16 protein-coding genes are annotated in these 16,201 nt (G+C 65.4%); 8 read left to right on the top strand and 8 right to left on the bottom strand.

Annotated features, from left to right (window positions below; genetic code table 11):
* Positions 1-57: 57 nt before the first annotated feature.
* The gene (locus MTX21_RS00610; RefSeq protein ID WP_280970025.1) at positions 58-1,056 is read left to right on the top strand and encodes a P1 family peptidase; all 999 of its coding nucleotides are present in this window, start codon (positions 58-60) and stop codon (positions 1,054-1,056) included.
* A 159-nt stretch (positions 1,057-1,215) separates the two neighbouring features.
* Here MTX21_RS00610 and MTX21_RS00605 read toward each other — a convergent pair whose 3' ends face one another.
* Positions 1,216-1,965, bottom strand: coding sequence for an EF-hand domain-containing protein (locus MTX21_RS00605; RefSeq protein ID WP_280970024.1), 750 nt, complete (start codon positions 1,963-1,965; stop codon positions 1,216-1,218).
* Positions 1,966-2,219: 254 nt separating this feature from the next.
* Here MTX21_RS00605 and rpe point away from each other — a divergent pair, with 254 nt between their 5' ends.
* From rpe to MTX21_RS00590, 3 genes are all read left to right on the top strand, one after another.
* A complete protein-coding gene (gene rpe, locus MTX21_RS00600; protein ID WP_280970023.1) occupies positions 2,220-2,921 on the top strand; it encodes a ribulose-phosphate 3-epimerase in 702 nt (233 codons plus the stop codon).
* Positions 2,922-3,082: 161 nt separating this feature from the next.
* Positions 3,083-3,211 carry a hypothetical protein gene (locus tag MTX21_RS00595; protein ID WP_280970022.1) on the top strand — a complete coding sequence of 43 codons (129 nt, stop codon included), beginning with the start codon at positions 3,083-3,085 and terminating at the stop codon, positions 3,209-3,211.
* A 3-nt stretch (positions 3,212-3,214) separates the two neighbouring features.
* Positions 3,215-3,406 carry a hypothetical protein gene (locus tag MTX21_RS00590; protein WP_280970021.1) on the top strand — a complete coding sequence of 64 codons (192 nt, stop codon included), beginning with the start codon at positions 3,215-3,217 and terminating at the stop codon, positions 3,404-3,406.
* A 20-nt stretch (positions 3,407-3,426) separates the two neighbouring features.
* Here the strand turns inward: MTX21_RS00590 and MTX21_RS00585 are convergent, their stop codons facing one another.
* From MTX21_RS00585 to MTX21_RS00565, 5 genes are all read right to left on the bottom strand, one after another.
* Entirely contained in the window at positions 3,427-4,866 is a 1,440-nt protein-coding gene (locus MTX21_RS00585; RefSeq protein ID WP_280970020.1) for a bifunctional serine/threonine-protein kinase/universal stress protein, read from the bottom strand.
* 5 nt (positions 4,867-4,871) lie between these two features.
* Positions 4,872-5,612, bottom strand: coding sequence for a metallophosphoesterase family protein (locus tag MTX21_RS00580; RefSeq protein ID WP_280970019.1), 741 nt, complete (start codon positions 5,610-5,612; stop codon positions 4,872-4,874).
* A 120-nt stretch (positions 5,613-5,732) separates the two neighbouring features.
* Positions 5,733-6,338: a hypothetical protein gene (locus tag MTX21_RS00575; RefSeq protein ID WP_280970018.1), complete on the bottom strand. Its 606-nt coding sequence runs from the start codon at positions 6,336-6,338 to the stop codon at positions 5,733-5,735.
* Positions 6,331-7,002, bottom strand: coding sequence for a hypothetical protein (locus MTX21_RS00570; RefSeq protein WP_280970017.1), 672 nt, complete (start codon positions 7,000-7,002; stop codon positions 6,331-6,333). The genes MTX21_RS00575 and MTX21_RS00570 overlap by 8 nt, the downstream gene beginning before the upstream one ends.
* Entirely contained in the window at positions 6,992-7,753 is a 762-nt protein-coding gene (locus MTX21_RS00565; RefSeq protein WP_280970016.1) for a MotA/TolQ/ExbB proton channel family protein, read from the bottom strand. The genes MTX21_RS00570 and MTX21_RS00565 overlap by 11 nt, the downstream gene beginning before the upstream one ends.
* 188 nt (positions 7,754-7,941) lie before the next feature.
* On the opposite strand from MTX21_RS00565, the gene MTX21_RS00560 reads away from it, so the two are divergent.
* Both MTX21_RS00560 and MTX21_RS00555 read left to right on the top strand, forming a co-directional pair.
* Positions 7,942-9,312, top strand: coding sequence for a histidine kinase (locus MTX21_RS00560; RefSeq protein WP_280970015.1), 1,371 nt, complete (start codon positions 7,942-7,944; stop codon positions 9,310-9,312).
* A gap of 7 nt (positions 9,313-9,319) precedes the next feature.
* Positions 9,320-9,973, top strand: coding sequence for a response regulator transcription factor (locus tag MTX21_RS00555; RefSeq protein ID WP_280970014.1), 654 nt, complete (start codon positions 9,320-9,322; stop codon positions 9,971-9,973).
* 471 nt (positions 9,974-10,444) lie between these two features.
* Here MTX21_RS00555 and MTX21_RS00550 read toward each other — a convergent pair whose 3' ends face one another.
* On the bottom strand, positions 10,445-11,035 hold the full coding sequence (locus MTX21_RS00550) for a TetR family transcriptional regulator (protein ID WP_280970013.1): 591 nt from the start codon (positions 11,033-11,035) through the stop codon (positions 10,445-10,447).
* Positions 11,036-11,610: 575 nt separating this feature from the next.
* On the opposite strand from MTX21_RS00550, the gene purB reads away from it, so the two are divergent.
* Both purB and MTX21_RS00540 read left to right on the top strand, forming a co-directional pair.
* On the top strand, positions 11,611-12,918 hold the full coding sequence (purB, locus tag MTX21_RS00545) for an adenylosuccinate lyase (protein ID WP_280970012.1): 1,308 nt from the start codon (positions 11,611-11,613) through the stop codon (positions 12,916-12,918).
* 109 nt (positions 12,919-13,027) lie between these two features.
* Positions 13,028-14,200, top strand: a complete 1,173-nt coding sequence (locus MTX21_RS00540; RefSeq protein ID WP_280970011.1) for a M20 aminoacylase family protein — start codon at positions 13,028-13,030, stop codon at positions 14,198-14,200.
* Between the two features lie 116 nt (positions 14,201-14,316).
* Here MTX21_RS00540 and MTX21_RS00535 read toward each other — a convergent pair whose 3' ends face one another.
* Positions 14,317-16,170 carry a caspase family protein gene (locus MTX21_RS00535; protein WP_280970010.1) on the bottom strand — a complete coding sequence of 618 codons (1,854 nt, stop codon included), beginning with the start codon at positions 16,168-16,170 and terminating at the stop codon, positions 14,317-14,319.
* Positions 16,171-16,201 lie beyond the last annotated feature (31 nt).

Raw genomic sequence — 16,201 nt, 5'->3', positions numbered from 1 at the left:
GGGCCCGGCGCCTGCGCTATCGCTTCAGGCAGGTCGCCTGCCCCAGGAGTGCCGTCCTTGAAAAACCTTCTCACCGATATTGCCGGCGTTCGCGTCGGTCACGCCGACGACGCCAAGCTCGCCTCCGGCACGACCGCGATCATCTTCGATTCCCCGGCGGTGGCGGCGATCGACGTCCGCGGCGGAGGACCCGGCACGCGCGAGGTCTCGCTGCTCGATGTCGCCAACACGGTCGAGCGCGTCGACGCGATCGCACTGTCGGGCGGCTCCGCCTTCGGGCTCGATGCCGGCGGCGGCGTACAGGCCTGGCTCGCCGAACAGGGCCGCGGGTTCAGGATCCGAGAAGCCGTGATCCCCATCGTGCCCGGCGCGATCGTGTTCGATCTGCTCAATGGCGGCGACAAGTCCTGGGGCCGCTTTTCGCCCTATCGCGATCTCGGCTACGCCGCGGCCGCCTCTGCCGGCACCGACTTCGCTCTCGGCAGCGTCGGCGCCGGCCTCGGCGCCACCACGGCGACCTTCAAGGGTGGGCTCGGCTCGGCATCGGCCATGACGGCGAACGGCGTCAAGGTCGCCGCGATCATGGTGGTCAATGCGGTCGGCAGCGTCACAGTTGGTGACGGGCCGTGGTTCTGGGCCTCGCCGTTCGAGGAGAACGGCGAGTTCGGCGGGCGCGGCTTGCCGGCCGGGTTCACACCGGACATGCTGGCGATGCGTATCAAGGGCGGCCCGGCCGCAAGCGCGCGCGAGAACACCACGATCGGCCTCGTCGTCACCGATGCTGTTCTAACCAAGGCGCAGGCCAAGCGGCTCGCGATGATCGCGCAGACCGGATTTGCCCGCGCCATCTATCCCGTCCACGCCCCGCTCGACGGCGACGTGCTGTTTGCGGCGGCCACCTGCGAGAAACCGATCGAGCCGCTGGTCGAGCTCACCGAGCTCGGCATGGTCGCTGCCAACGTGGTCGCGCGCGCGATCGCACGCGGCGTCCACAGTGCCACCGCGCTGCCGTTCGCGGACGCGCTGCCGGCGTGGAGGGATAAGTTCGGCGCATAGTAGGGACACCCCTCTCCCCACGCGTCACGCGTCATCGCCCGGCGAAGACCGGGCGATCCAGTATGCGAGAGACGGTCGTGTGAAATCGAGAGGCCGCGGCGTACTGGATGCCCCGCCTGCGCGGGGCATGACACCGTCATTGGCGGAAGACGCCCAGGCTCACACGCTCATCGACATCGATGAAGATGCGGTCGCGGACGAAGCCTGCCCCTGGCGCTGCATCATCTGCTCGAACCAGTTATAGGCTGCGTTGCCGGCGCCCGACACGCCCGGAACCGTCGTCGACACCTTGAAACCGTCGGCATAGGTGACCGTGGTGGTGGTCGAGCCATCGGCGTTGGTCGTCGTGGTCGAGGTCGAACCGCCCGACTGCGAGCTGCCGGACGCATCGCCCGAGCTGCTCGCGCCCTGGGCGTGATGGTGGCCGTGATGGCCGCTCTTCAGCGCCTTCGACATCTCGTCGAGGCTGACGTTGCCATCGGAATTTGCATCGAGCTTCGAGAACACGTCATCGGCCTGCGCCAAATTGGTACCACCCGCGCCCAGTGCGTTCTCGAACTCCGACTTGGTGATACTGCCGTCGCCATCGGCATCGATCTGCGAGAACAGATCCTTCAGCGCATCCTGCCTGCTCATCGACGAGGTCGAGCTGACGGACGTGCTCGTGCCGTCCGACGACTGGCCTTGCGCAGCAAGCAGCGCGCTCATCGTCTCCGGCGCGATCTGCGGACAATTGCCCGAGTTCACTGACGAGGTCGCCGTGCTGCTCGTGCCGTTGCCGCTGTCGATCGCAAACGGGTTGGTCGCGCCTTGCGAAAAGCCCGTCTTCTGCGCCGACGAGGATTTCGAGCTCGTCAGCGACTGGATCGCATCGAGCGCAGTCGAGACGGCACCGAGGGCGAACAACATTGCACTACTCCAACCGATGCGGCATGCCGCGGCCAATGTTCTTACGCTTGTGTCAGCAAGCACCGTGCCAGCACGAAAAGCTCAATGAAATCCGGCTTGGCCGCGCCCTCGGAGCCCCGGGAACATCGGCAATTCATGCCGCAGAGGGCAGAAATTTCCGCCCACAGGAACGACGCCTGCCCTGCATTGCCCGGCGCAAATGCCCATGTTAGGCGAGGCCTCACCTCCTTCGGCCGCCACGGGAAACAACGCCCATGACCCAAGCCCTCAGCCCCCGCCCCCTGGCGATCGCGCCCTCCATCCTGGCCTCGGATTTCTCCAGGCTCGGCGAAGAGGTCCGCGCGGTGGACGCGGCCGGTGCGGACTGGATCCATCTCGACGTGATGGACGGGCATTTCGTGCCCAACATTTCCTACGGCCCCGACATCATCAAGGCGATGCGCCCGCATACGAAGAAGATCTTCGACGCGCATCTGATGATCTCGCCCTGCGACCCCTATCTCGAAGCGTTCGCGAAAGCGGGCTGCGACCACATCACCGTGCATGCCGAGGCAGGTCCGCATCTGCACCGCTCCCTGCAGGCGATCCGCGCGCTCGGCAAGAAGGCCGGCGTCTCGCTCAACCCGGGCACACCGATCAGCGCGCTCGAATACGTCCTCGACCTGATCGACCTCGTGCTGGTGATGTCGGTCAATCCCGGCTTCGGCGGCCAGGCCTTCATCCCCTCCGCGATCGGCAAGATCCGCGATATCCGCGCGATGACCGCGGGCCGCCCGATCGACATCGAGGTTGATGGCGGTGTCGGCCCCGACGTCGCCGGCGCGCTGGCCGCCGCCGGCGCCAACGCGTTCGTCGCCGGCACCTCGGTGTTCAGGGGCGGCACGCAGGAAGCCTACAAGACCAACATCGCCGCGATCCGTAACGCCGCGCTCGGAGCGCGCGGCGAAGCGATCTGAGCCGCATCAAGCTCGACATGCGCGATGCAAGAGAGCCGCGGCTCCAGCCGCGATGCAGCGCGCAATCCTTAAAATTACAACCTAAGTCCGTACTCCTCCGGACTTCCCTGATTCGCACAAATCACTTCAAGTGGGTCTTGCCTGTTTGGCGGGAGCACATCATGACGACAACCCTGGTATGGACTGGCGTGGCGTTGTGGCTTGGTTTTAGTGCATTTGTCGTTTTTGGCCCATCGGCCGGGCCGGTGAAGGCCGCACGCAGCATCCGGCATCGAACTTTTTTGGACTGACTGATGCAACCGCACTGCCCGAACTGCCTGAAGGAAATGACCAAGGCGACCGCTTCGCGCAGCCTCTTCAATTGCGAGCCCTGCCGCGAGATCATCCAGTACTTCGGCGGCAGCGCAGATCATAGCGAAGCCGGTCCGCACTTCTCCTGGCCCATCCGCCGCAAGCGCGCCCCTCACGCGGGCCACCCGGCCTGACCCAGCCTGTGGGCGAAGCGCTATCCCGCCGCCTCGCCCACATCCGCCTCTGCCGCATCCGCAGCCATCCGCGGCGGCCGCACCACGGTGACGGTACAGGTCGCTTCCGCAGCTACCTTGGCCGAGACGCTGCCGAGCAGCGTGCGCCTGAACGAGCCCTGCCGCGCGCCGATGATGACATGATCGACCTGGTTGACCTCGGCGAACTCCAAAAGCGCCGCGGCGGGATCGACGGCCTCCAGCACGTGAACCGATAGCCGGCTCTCATCCAGCTTGAGCGGAGTGGCCCAGTGTCTGAGCGCCACCAGGCGATCGATATGCTTGTTTGAGCCCTGCTCGTCCAGTGTCCGGTCGATGGCGATGCGGTTGAGTTTCAGCACATTGACGCAGGCAAGCCGCGCCGACGGGAGCGTCGCGAGAATGCGTTCGGTCGTGACACGCAGTGCTTCGTTCAGCTCGGGCGCGCCTTCCGCGGTGTCGAGCGCGACCGCGAGGATCGGGCTCGATGCAATCTGCGCCGCGACATCGGCTTTCGCGCGCGGCTGCGTGACGCCCTGGTTGAAGCGGCGCCGCCAGGCGACGCCGAGGGGATCGCGCTTCAACCGCTCCGAGCGCGCGGTGAGCTTGATCTGGTCGGGATGGGCAAGGTCGAAGGCAAGCTGGGCCGCGGTCGGATAGCGCCAGACCGGTTCGATCTCCAGACAGCGCAGCACCACCTCCTGGAGCCAGGGCGGATAGTCGGGGCGCAGCTTGCGCGGCGGATGCGGATCGCGCCACAGCCGGCGCCGCATCGCGCGCAACGTCTCGCCCTCGCCGAACGGCCGCTCGCCGGTGGTGAAGAAATAGAGCAGCACGCCGAGCGAAAACAGATCACTGCGCGGATCGTCGCGCACGCCCAAGAGCCGTTCCGGCGCCATGTAGGGAGCGGTGCCGTAAGGCAGGCGGAACTCCTCCTGCAACAGGTCCGGCAGATGATTGTGGTGCGACAGGCCGTAGTCGATCAACACCGCCTCGCCACTGTCGCGGAACATGATGCTGCTCGGCTTGACGTCGTGATGGATCACGTTCTGCCGGTGCAGGTCGGCGAGCGCGGTCGCGATTTTCGCAACGAGCAGCCGCGCCTCGTCGTAGGGCAGCGGCAGGTCGGGCAGCCGCTTGTAAAGCGTGGTCCCCGGAATACGCTCGATGACGACATAGGCCTGGTGGGCGAAATCGCCGGTGCCGAAACACGTGGGCACGTGGCGTCCCGCAAGCCTCGGCAGGATCATCATCTCCATCTCGAAGGAGACGATCGCCGCGGGGTCCTCGCCCTCGGACACCCGCGGGATCTTCATCAGCAGCGGCACGTCGATGCCGGGATGAGTGACGGTCCACAGCGTCGCCATGCCGCCGGCATGGACGCCCTCGCCGATGGTGTAGCCGTCGATCTCCGCGCCGGGCTTGACCAGAGGTTTCGGCATCGCCGTCAGCGTCCTTCCGACAGGCGGTCGGCCAGCCAGGGCGGCAGGCCGTTTTCGCGGATTCGGTTCGCCGCGCTCGCGATGTCATAGGGCGCGCGGCAATAGGTGATCTCGCACGAGACCGTGTCGAACAATACGAAGGCCGCCGACGGATCGCCGTCGCGCGGCTGGCCGACGGCGCCGAGCACGGCGAGCCATTGCCGCCCGCGCAGCAGCGGCACGGAGACGTCGGTCTTTGGCACGAGGCTCGTCATCTTCGCCGTCACCGACATCGAATAGAGCGCGGGCCGGTGGATATGGCCGCAGAAGGTGACGTGCGCGGGCGTCGATATCAGGCTCTTGGCGGCGTCCGCCGTCGAGCGGATATAGTTCCAGCGCTTGGGACTCGAGGCTTCCGAGTGTACGAACAGACGGTCGCCGTCCTCAACGAGCATCGGCAGCTCAGCGAGGAACCGGCGCTGCGCGGTGTCGAGCCGCCCCCGCGTCCATTCGATCGCGATCTGCGCCGCGGCATTCATGGTCTCGGCCGACGAATTCACTGCCTGGTCGTGATTGCCGCGCACCGCGATGGCGCCATGGGCGACCAGCTCCATCGCGGTATCCACCACCCATTCGGGGTCGGCGCCATAGCCGACGAGATCGCCGAGCAGCACAATCCGCTCGGCGCCGCGCGCCCGCGCGGCCTTCAGGCAGGCATCGAAAGCCTGCCGGTTGCCGTGGATATCCGAGAAGACAGCTAGGAGCACGCACCCTCCACCCTCGAAAGGCTATCTGGAAGCCGATAAAGCCAATTTGAGGGACATCAACAAGATGCGCCAGCGCGGGGCTGCTTTCCAGCGCGCCCTGCTGTCGCAGCGGTGGAGAGCCTATTGCTCGTCCTTCGGCGGCATCCGGGGCGGCGGCAGCGGTGTGAACACGGCGCCCTGCGCACCGGCGGGCGGAGCATTGAATTCGCCGGTCGAAGAATCGCCCCCGCTGGTCTCGAGGATGGTCTTGGGCGTCACATATTCCCGGACCATGTCGATCAAGCTGCCCTCGCCACCGCCGAAATCGGCGGCGCGGCCGCCTTGCGGATGCCCTGCCGCGATCTCGTTCTGCGCCGTGTGGGTCTTGTCGGCCAGCCTATCGTTGTAGGGCACGCGGAAGGCCCGTGGGATGCCGCTCGGGCGATTGTCCTCGTCGAGCTCCTCGACCCAGAAATAGATCGAGCCGGGGTCGCCCTCGAGCGAATGCGGCTCGACGATGCGCGCCTGGAGCAGCTTGAAGGAGGTCGGCATCCGCTCGGCGCTGGCCCAGCCGAGCAGCCCGCGCATGCCCCCGAAGCTGACGACATAGAACACGCTGGTCACGACCACTGCGACCGCCTTCAGCGACCAGTGCAGGCGCGCATAGACCAGCACGACCAGCAGCAGCGCGCCGATCACGGCGTAGGCGACCGACAGCGTCAGGATGACCAGTTGCAGATCACTCACGGCGTATCCTCACACCGGTCTTCGGATCGACGTCGCCGCCGTTGCGCCAACTGCTGCGGAACGTCTCCAGCAGCGATTTCGGCCGCTGGTCGACGTTGACCACCTTGCCCTCGGCATCGAGCCGGAACCGCACCGCCGTCTTCTCGTCGCCGGTGTGATCGAGCGTGAATTTGTTGTCGAAGATCACCTGCGCGGTCGGATTAAGCTTTTGCACCTTCACGTTCGCTTGGACAGGCTCGCCGGTCGTCGCCACGAAGTGGGAGACGTTGACGGTGTATTCGCCGGCGACGATGCCGCGCACCGTGACGATCTCCTCGCGGATCGGCGACGCGATCTTCTTGCCGTTGACCATGATGAAATCGTTGGCGCCGCCACGGTCATCGCGGTCGAGCGTGAGGAAGCCGGCCTCGCGGTGCCGGTACCAGGCGATGTTGCCAGCGGGATCCTGCACGAACAGGTCGAGATCGTCGGGGTGATTGTCCGGCCAGTCCAGCGTGATCATGAACTCGGCTTTGGAGTCGATCTTGCCGTCTTTGGAATCCGGGGAGACCGCGAGCAGGGCGAGGAAGAACAGGAAGGCGATCACCTGGAGCGCCTTGAACAGCATCACGCCCAGCGGATCGAACGGCTCCTCGCGCGGATAGAGACCGAAATCATCCAGCATGACGGCGTTCCAGAGCCGGCGTGACATAGGTCTCGGTCAGCACCACGGCATCCGAGAACACCCGCTGGGTCGCCGCATCGAGCATGTAATATTGGATGCGGACCAAGATCGAGCCGACGAGGCCCGCAAGCGTCGTGTACATGGCAACCGCCATGCCGTCGCTCATCAGCCCCATCGAAGACCGCATCGCGACCTTGTCGGCGGCGTCCAGGCCGGCGATCGGCGCCAGCATGATGATGAAGCCGATGATGGTGCCGAGCAGGCCGAGCTTCATCAGCGTGTCGGAGACAAAGGCGCCGAAACCATTGGAGCCGCGCAGGCGGTCGGCCAGGGTGCGCAGCAGCAGGGTCTGGTCGACCGGCCGGTAGTCCTGCGCGGCGGCCTTCGTCACCAGGCTTTCGATGTGATCCCGCACCAGCCCGCGTGGCAGCGAGGCCCCGCCGGCCTCGAGCGCCTTGCTGCCACCGGCCGCCGCCAGCACCGTGCGGCAGCGCCGCGCCGCCGCCCCCTCACGCGCGATCGCCCGCGTCCGCAGGAAGCAGTGACCGCAGGTGGCGACGTAGAGCACCGCGATGACGCTCGAAATGTAGGTCCGGTCCGAGGTCAGCATCAGATGGATCAGCCCGAACCGCCACAACAGGACGACGGCGAAGACGGAAAGGCCGGTGAAGATCATCCAGAACAGGAGCGCGCTCCGCTCCGACGGGTCGGCCGGTTGCCGTGCGGTCGGTCCAATCGTGATCGAGCTCATGCTGCATTGCTCCCGGCCTGCAACGATCTTTCGTCGCGGATTAGATCAAAATTACCGCCCCCGGTCCAAAGAGCCATGCCCAAACTGGCTTGGGAAATTTGCCCGAGCCTCATCCCTGCCCTTCCCTGCAATTGGCAAGGCGCGGCGGCGTTGTTACTGTGAGCTTAGCAAACGTCGGGGGTGATCGCATGCGTCTCGTGCTCCAGCTCGTCGCCCGCCTGCTTCTCATCGTCGCGCTCTGCCTCGGGGCAGCGACGGTGTGGGCGACGTTCGATGCCTATCGAAGCGTCGACCGCGCCACCGCGACATCCGCGCAGCGCGTCGCGAAAGCGTTGGAGGCACTGTACTGGCGCGAGCTGTTGTTGCGCAGCAGCAGAATGCGCGAGCACCTCCTGCCGGTTCCCGATTGGCGCACGCTGGAGACGATGAAGCTGATCTCGCCTGGCGTCTGCGTCGAGTTCCAGCCGGCGGCCGCGTTCGAAAAGCCGCTCTGTGGCCAGAACCAGGGCATCGGCAAGGCGCCGCCGCGATGGTTTGCAGCGATCGTGCCCACGTTCCTCGGCAGCCATGCCGAGGTGGTGCGGCCCGTTAGTCCCCGCGCAGCCGCGGCCGGCACGGTTGTTGCGACCCCGGATGAAGCGGCCGCGATCTCGCTCGCCTGGGAGTACATCCTCAACGTGATTGACGTCGCGCTGTTGATGTCGGCGGCGATCGCGCTGCTCGCCTCGCTGGCGATCGCGCACACGCTGGCGCCGGCGCGCGCGATCGTCACCGCGCTGCAGCGCATGGCGCGCGGCCAGTATCGCACGCCATTGCCACGTTTCCGCTCGATGGAGCTCGCAATGATCGGCAAGGCCGTGGGCGAGCTCGGCGGCCGGCTGGAAGAGGCGACCGAGCAGCGCGCAGCCCTGACAAGGCGCCTGATCGAGATCCGCGACGACGAACGTCGCGCGCTGGCCCGCGAGCTGCACGACGAATTCGGGCAGAACCTGTCGGCCATCCTGGCCTTCGCCAACACGATCGAGACGGCGAGCGCAAAGGAGAGCAAGGACAACGGCATTGCGCAGGATGCGCGCATGATCTCGCAGGCCACCCACCGCATCATGGCCTCGCTGCGCGATACGCTGAAGCGTCTGCGCAATCCCCTGCCCGAGGAGCTCGGGCTGGAGGCGAGCCTCGTCAATCTCGTCGATCGCTGGCGCTCGCAGAGCGCGACGCAGCCGACGATCCAGCTCGATCTCAAGGGCGACCTCGCCGACATCAGCGGCCCGGCCGCAACCACCGCCTATCGCGTCGCCCAGGAATGCCTGACCAACGCGCTGCGCCACAGCGCGGCGCGCGAGATCTCGTTGCGGATCGAGCGCCGTTCGGGAGCAGACGATGCGCTCGTGATCCGGGTGGAAGATGACGGCGGCGGCGATGCCGAGCAGGTGGCGCGCTCCGCGGGCTTTGGCCTCACCGGCATTCGCGAGCGCGTTGCGGCGGCCGGCGGCTCGCTGTCGATCCTCCCCGCAACGCGCGGCCTCAGCGTGGCCGCCACGATCCCGCTCGCGGCGTGAGGCCGGCATGACCGAGGTTGCGACAACAGGCATCTCCGTGCTGCTGGTCGACGACCATCCGATCGTGCGACAGGGTTATCGGCGCGTGCTGGAGAGCCAGGGCGATCTCCGTGTCGTGGCGGAAGCCGACAACGCCGCGGACGCTTATGCCGCCTTCAAGGCGCATGATCCCGACGTCGTGGTGATGGACATCTCGATGCCCGGCGCGAGCGGGCTGGAGGCGATCCGCAACATCCGCGCCCGCAGCCCGCGTGCGCGCATTCTGGTCTTCACCATGCACAACGAGGCGGTGCTGGTGAAAGCTGCCTTCAGCGCCGGCGCCAGCGGCTTCGTCACCAAGAGCAGCGAGCCGTCCGCAGTGGTCAGCGCGATCCGGGGCGTTGCCCGCGGCGAGCGCGCCATGAGCGACGACATCGCGCATGTGCTGGCTGAGGACAGCCTCGCGCCGACCGGCTCGGTGCTGGATCAATTGGGTGAACGGGAAATCGAGATTTTGCGTCAGTTCGCCGGCGGCGCTACGACCGAGCAGATCGCCTCACAGCTCAATCTCAGTGTGAAGACGGTCCAGAACTATCACTATCTGATCAAGGCCAAGACCGGCGCGCGCACGGACGCGCAACTCGTGCGGCTGGCCGCGACGTGCGGGCTGACGAAGATCTAGCAGCAAGGCTGCCGGATTCTCTGAGTGACATCATAACTTTTCAAGTCTGTCTTCCCCATCCGATTGCTATACGAAATGGAACAGAGACCGTTCAGCTCCGGTTAGCACTGGAGTCGAAGGAGTAATGTCATGAGTAAGGCTAATCACAAGGCCGTCCCACGTCCCCCGATCATTACAGTAGGTGAGCTCATCGACGAACTTTGCCGCTTGCCGGATACGGCCATTGTCCACTTCCGCTGCCCCATGCTCGATCAGGAGCTAACATTCTCGCGCCTTCGAAAGCGTTCAAAGGACACAGTCGAAATCGCAGTCAATGTATACCCGGAAAGCCCGTCGGTTGTGCCATCGACCGGCGCCGCACTTCACGCACGGAAGCACGCGGCCCCCTCGCCGTCGCACGGCGATGGAAACCTTCTTCACAAGGAGAGAGGGTGAAGTAGGCGTTACGAACTTTGGAATGGGAGCGTCGGTCTAAGCGGTCTGCAAACCGCGCAGAAGCAGCGCCAGCGTCGCATCGACGCGTGCCGGCAGATCGGCATCCTTCCACTCGTCGGCATGCGCCGGATGGTGGAAGCGGCTGGTGGCATCGAAGATCGCGCGTGCGGTGGCCTTGGTGTCGGTGACACGGAAGACGCCTTGCTTCACGCCGTCAACGAGGATCGCCGACATCTGGTCGATCAGCCCGTCCTTGTGGCACTTCACCGCGGCGCAGGCTTCGCGCGCCAGCGTCAGATAGGTCTGGAACATCTCGGGATCGTCGCAGACGCGCTCGCGCTTGGCGGCGAACAGCGTGCGCAGCCAGCGGTCGAGCCGCTCCGGCGCGGGACCAGTGCTGTCCTCGGCAATCTGGCGCAGCGGTCCGTCGATGCGCTCGAGCCAGCGTTTTGCAACGGCTTCGCGCAGCGAGGCCTTGCTCGGGAAATGCCGGTAGACGCTGCCGTGGCTCACATCGAGAGCACGGGCAACGTCAACCACCGTGGCCTTGGCAAGTCCGTAGCGCCTGAGCACATCCTCAGTGACTTCGAGGATCCGCTCCGGCGTCAAGACAACGGCTTCATTCATGCCAGCACCATGTTCCCGATAAGGGCTCACTCATCCGGCGATGGAGCTGCTTCCGAAGCGCCCCTGCCGGTCGTTTCGGAAAGCTCTCGCCTTAATGAGGCAGTTTTGCAGCCTGCGCCGCGATCTGGCGCGCCACCAGCAAATTGAGCCAATGCCCAATCGTCCCGGTGAAATTGAGGATTTCGGTCGTCATTTTCTTGTTCTCCACTCGTCCGCGGCTCCTGCCCCTTCAATTACGTCCCTCGATCCGCAGATGTTTCGGATGTCGGGCGCCCCCGGGAGATAGCCACGGGACGCCCAATCGGAGCGTCCGGAAACGGATATACACGTCTCGCTGACAGATTTCAATATCTGTCAGTCAATGATCCGTGATTGACAGTTAATTTCTGGCCCGGCTCGTTACGTCCGGACTGGCCGCTTTCGCACATGGCCGCCGGTCATCCCCTGCTACCTCGTCCCAGCCGTTTGTTTCGCCCTCCCCGCTCTGCTAAATCGCGGCGTAAAAAGCATTTTGGCCGGAGCCGCGCCCCTTGTTCTCCTTGGGACGCCCCGCCCCACCTTCCTGGAGCCGTCAGATGATCCCCCGTTATACCCGCCCGGAAATGGCCTCGATCTGGGAGCCGCAGACGCGGTTCAAGATCTGGTTCGAGATCGAGGCGCATGCGGCGGACGCACTGGCCGAACTCGGGACGATCCCCAAAGAGGCCGCCAAGACGGTCTGGGACAAGGCGAAGAACGCCACCTTCGACGTCGCCCGCATCGACGAGATCGAGCGTGAGACCAAGCACGACGTCATCGCCTTCCTCACCCACCTCGCCGAGATCGTCGGCCCCGAGGCACGCTTCGTGCATCAGGGCATGACCTCCTCCGACGTGCTCGACACCTGCCTCAATGTCCAGCTCACCCGCGCTGCCGACCTCTTGCTCGCCGACCTTGACAAGGTGCTGGCGGCGCTGAAGAAGCGCGCCTTCGAGCACAAGATGACGCCGACCATCGGCCGCAGTCACGGCATCCATGCCGAGCCGGTCACCTTCGGCCTCAAGCTCGCTTATGCCTATGCCGAATTCTCGCGCGCCAAGGAGCGCCTGATCGCGGCGCGGAAGGAGGTCGCGACCTGCGCCATCTCCGGCGCCGTCGGCACCTTCGCGCAGATCGATCCGCGCGTCGAAGAGCATGTCGCAAAGGCCATGGGCCTGACGCCGGAGCCGATCTCGACGCAGGTGATCCCGCGCGACCGCCATGCGATGTATTTTTCAACCCTCGGCGTGATCGCCTCTTCCGTCGAGCGCCTCGCGGTGGAAATCCGCCATCTCCAGCGCACCGAGGTGCTGGAGGCCGAAGAGTTCTTCTCCGAAGGACAGAAGGGCTCCTCCGCGATGCCGCACAAGCGCAACCCGGTGCTGTCGGAGAATCTCACCGGCCTCTCGCGCATGGTGCGGGCCTATGTGACGCCGGCCTTGGAGAACGTCGTGCTCTGGCACGAGCGCGACATCTCGCACTCATCCGCCGAGCGCATGATCGGCCCCGATGCGACCGTCACGCTCGACTTCGCGCTGGTGCGCCTTGCCGGCCTGATCGACAAGCTCCTGGTCTACCCCGCCAACATGCAGAAGAACCTCGACCGCCTCGGCGGCCTCGTGCATTCGCAGCGCGTGCTCTTGGCCTTGACCCAAAAGGGCGCGAGCCGAGAGGACGCCTACAAGCTCGTGCAGCGCAACGCCATGCCGGTGTGGCGCGGCGAAGGCGACTTCCTCCAGCTCCTGAAGAAGGACGCCGAGGTGAAGAAGTATCTCACCGACGCCGAAATCGAAGAGCAGTTCGACCTCGGCTATCACCTCAAGCACGTCGACACGATCTTCAAGCGCGTGTTCGGCGAGAGCTGAGCGCGCGTCCGTAGCCCGGGTGAGCGCGGCGATACCCCGGGGAGCCACGCACAAAGATCCCGGATGTCGCTTCGCTCATCCGGGCTACAACAACAGAGACGGAGCCCTCATGCCCATCGTGAACCGCATCGCCGCCCTCTCCGACGAAATGGCCGCCTGGCGCCATGACTTCCACGAGAACCCTGAATTGCTCTACGAAGTCCACCGCACCGCCGGTATCGTCGCGGACAAGTTGCGCGAGTTCGGCTGCGACGAGGTGGTGACGGGCATCGGCCGCACCGGCGTCGTCGGCGTGATCCGCGGCCGCAAGTCCGCCTCCGGCAAGACCATTGGCCTGCGCGCCGACATGGATGCACTGCCGATCATGGAGACCTCGGGCGTGCCCTACGCCTCCAAGATCCCCGGCAAGATGCACGCCTGCGGCCATGACGGCCACACCGCGATGCTCTTGGGCGCTGCCAAATATCTCGCCGAGACGCGCAATTTCGACGGCACCGCGGTTGTCATCTTCCAGCCCGCCGAGGAAGGCGGCGGCGGCGGCAAGGCCATGGTCGAGGACGGGCTGATGACGCGCTGGAACATCCAGGAGGTCTACGGCATGCACAACATGCCGGGCCTCGCCGAAGGCCATTTCGCGACCACGCCCGGGCCGATGCTCGCCTCCTCCGACAACATCCGGATCACCGTCAACGGCAAGGGCGGCCACGCCGGCGCGGGCCCCCACAAGGCGATCGACAGCGTGCTGATCGGCTCGCAGATCGTCAACGCGTTGCAGTCGATCGTCGCGCGCAACGTCGACCCCTTGAAATCGGCGGTCATCTCGATCACGCAATTCCACGCCGGCACAGCCTTCAACATCATCCCGGAAGTCGCCGAGCTCAGCGGCACCGTGCGCACGCTCGATCCTGAAGTGCGCGATCTCGTCGAACGCCGCATCGGCGAGGTCGCCGACAGCGTCGCCCGCGCCTATGGCGGCTCGGCCGAGACGAAATATACGCGCATGTATCCGGTGACGATGAACCATCCGCGCGAGGCCGGCATCGCGGCGGAGGTCGCCCGCGACATCGTCGGCGCCGAGCGCGTCAACGACAAGTTCATCCCGATGATGGGCGCGGAAGACTTCTCCTTCATGCTGGAGGCGCGCCCCGGCGCGATGATCCTGGTCGGCATGGGCGACGGCAACGAGTGCCACCACCCGGCCTACGTCTTCAACGACAACATCCTCGGCCACGGCGCCTCCTATTGGGTGCGTTTGATCGAGACGAGGATGCCGGCGGGCTAGAGCACGGTCTTGTAGGGTGGGTTAGCCGAAGGCGTAACCCACCTCTTCCTTTTCCGCGGTTGCAGAAGTGGTGAGTTACGCTGCGCTAACCCACCCTACGGCCTAACCCACCCTATTCAATCGCAGACTTCTTTCGTCCGGCCGGACATCACTGAGCTCGCATCAGACGTGCCGGCGCGCTCTATTCTGCATCCCCTGCCGACAGGGCGGCAGCCAGCAGCATTGCAAAATATCTGGCCAGATGCTTGCGGCTTGGATGGCGTCGCCTCAACCTGCTTCCGGTCCGTATCCCGCTTCTTCGATTCCTCGCGCGTCGCGACCGGCTTCTTCTCCGGAATCTTCTCGCATTCGTTATCGTCGCTGACACGGTAGCCGGCCCGGCAGGTGATCTTGGTGCATTGATCGCCGTCGGCCCTGAAGCCATGATCGCAGACCAGCGGGCAGACGCGTCCCGGCTTGCCTCTCAGTGCATCGAGCGCATCCACGTTCACCAGCTTAACGTCGAATTTGGTGCCGGCGTATTTGTTGAACAGCATCAGCGAGCGTTGCGCTGGCTCGCTCCACTCGCCGTTGGGCTCGGCCTTCATGCAGCCGACGCGGCGCAATTCACTCTGCACGGACTTTGCGAGATCGGCCGCCGACAATGTGGACGTCGGCGCGGGCGAAAGGGCTGCGACTTTCTGCTCGCCCTCAGGCACGTGTCGATCGGCTACCGGCTTTGCGGTCTGCTCGGCTGACGCCTTCTCGGCGGCCTGCTTGGCGGCGAGCTCGGCTTTGGCCTTCTCCGCCGCCTGCTTCTCCGCGAGCGCCTTTGCGGCAGCAGCTTCGGCCGCCTTGCGCTGCCGCTCGGCCGCTTCCGCTCTGGCCTGTTCGATCTGCTTTTGCTTTTCCGCCGCGATCCGCGCCTCTTCGGCGGCCTTGGCAGCCGTAGCCGCCTTCTCCTGCTCGGCCTTCTGGGCGCGTTCGTTGGCGAGTCTTGTCTTTTCCTGCTCGGCCGCCCTCGCCTTTTGTTCGGCCGCCGCGCGCACCTCTTCGGCGGCGATCTTGTTCAACTGGCCCTTGGCCAGATTGGCGTAGAAACCCTCCGGATATTGCCCCAAAAACGCTTCCCAGGCGTCGCGCGTGGCGAGCTGGAGCGCGAGCTCATAATCCTTGCGAATGGCCTCCTGCGGATTGGCCTGCGGACCGGTCGGTGCCGGCCTCGCCGCTACCAGGGGCACGTCGTCGCCGCCGAGCGAGCCGTAGACATAGGGCTCCTGCTTGTAGCCCGTACTCTTGAGCACATCGTCGCGCACGAAGCCGAAGGCCTTGCGCAGGTCCAGGCCCGGCTTCGGCAGATGCTCGACGAGCGCCGTGGCGAACGGGCTGTTCTTGGAATCGCCGTCCGATGCCGTCGATCCCGCCTTTGCCGCGAAGGCAATCATGGTATTGGGGCTGGTTGGCTCAACCTTCGCCAGCCCGCGCCCGATCGCGCGCGAAGCCAGCGTACGCTTCATCGTCTTCGCGAATGGGTTATCGCGGCAGGCGTCCAGGATAATCAGGCGGAGCTGCTTGGCAGGCTCGACCGCGAATAGCGCACGCTCGACCGGGACGGTCTCGTCGAGAACGTCGCCATCCGTCTCCAGCGCGGCATCGGTCGGAATGAGATAGTTGTTGCCGTCGAGCTCGATGCCGTGGCCGGCGTAATAGATCACCGCCATATCGGCATCGCGGGTCCTGCCGGCGAACTCGCGCAACATGCGCCGCATCTCGCTGGCGTTGAGATCCAGCTTGATGTCCACGGAATCGAAGCCCGCCCTCCTGAACATGCCGCCGACCAGGGTGGCATCGTTCACGGGATTGCCGAGCTTGGGCGCGCTCTTGTAGGCGGAATTACCGATGACGGGCGCGACGCGCTTTTCGGCTTGCGCGGGGGCGCAGGCGAAGAAAGCTGCGAAAATCAATGCACAGAAAAAACGAATGATATTCACGTAAATCACCCGCGGATGCCGGTCCACTGCT

The organism is Bradyrhizobium sp. ISRA430 (assembly GCF_029909975.1).
Classification (GTDB): Bacteria; Pseudomonadota; Alphaproteobacteria; order Rhizobiales; family Xanthobacteraceae; genus Bradyrhizobium.
This window is presented reverse-complemented; position numbering and strand designations above follow the sequence as displayed.

What these genes read in the sequence shown, in the direction of transcription:
- MTX21_RS00605 (WP_280970024.1), bottom strand. Translation starts at nt 1,965, where the DNA reads ATGTTGTTCGCCCTCGGTGCCGTCTCGACTGCGCTCGATGCGATCCAG.
- rpe (WP_280970023.1), top strand. Translation starts at nt 2,220, where the DNA reads ATGACCCAAGCCCTCAGCCCCCGCCCCCTGGCGATCGCGCCCTCCATC.
- MTX21_RS00595 (WP_280970022.1), top strand. Translation starts at nt 3,083, where the DNA reads ATGACGACAACCCTGGTATGGACTGGCGTGGCGTTGTGGCTTGGTTTT.
- MTX21_RS00590 (WP_280970021.1), top strand. Translation starts at nt 3,215, where the DNA reads ATGCAACCGCACTGCCCGAACTGCCTGAAGGAAATGACCAAGGCGACC.
- MTX21_RS00585 (WP_280970020.1), bottom strand. Translation starts at nt 4,866, where the DNA reads ATGCCGAAACCTCTGGTCAAGCCCGGCGCGGAGATCGACGGCTACACC.
- MTX21_RS00570 (WP_280970017.1), bottom strand. Translation starts at nt 7,002, where the DNA reads ATGCTGGATGATTTCGGTCTCTATCCGCGCGAGGAGCCGTTCGATCCG.
- MTX21_RS00565 (WP_280970016.1), bottom strand. Translation starts at nt 7,753, where the DNA reads ATGAGCTCGATCACGATTGGACCGACCGCACGGCAACCGGCCGACCCG.
- MTX21_RS00560 (WP_280970015.1), top strand. Translation starts at nt 7,942, where the DNA reads ATGCGTCTCGTGCTCCAGCTCGTCGCCCGCCTGCTTCTCATCGTCGCG.
- MTX21_RS00555 (WP_280970014.1), top strand. Translation starts at nt 9,320, where the DNA reads ATGACCGAGGTTGCGACAACAGGCATCTCCGTGCTGCTGGTCGACGAC.
- MTX21_RS00550 (WP_280970013.1), bottom strand. Translation starts at nt 11,035, where the DNA reads ATGAATGAAGCCGTTGTCTTGACGCCGGAGCGGATCCTCGAAGTCACT.
- purB (WP_280970012.1), top strand. Translation starts at nt 11,611, where the DNA reads ATGATCCCCCGTTATACCCGCCCGGAAATGGCCTCGATCTGGGAGCCG.
- MTX21_RS00540 (WP_280970011.1), top strand. Translation starts at nt 13,028, where the DNA reads ATGCCCATCGTGAACCGCATCGCCGCCCTCTCCGACGAAATGGCCGCC.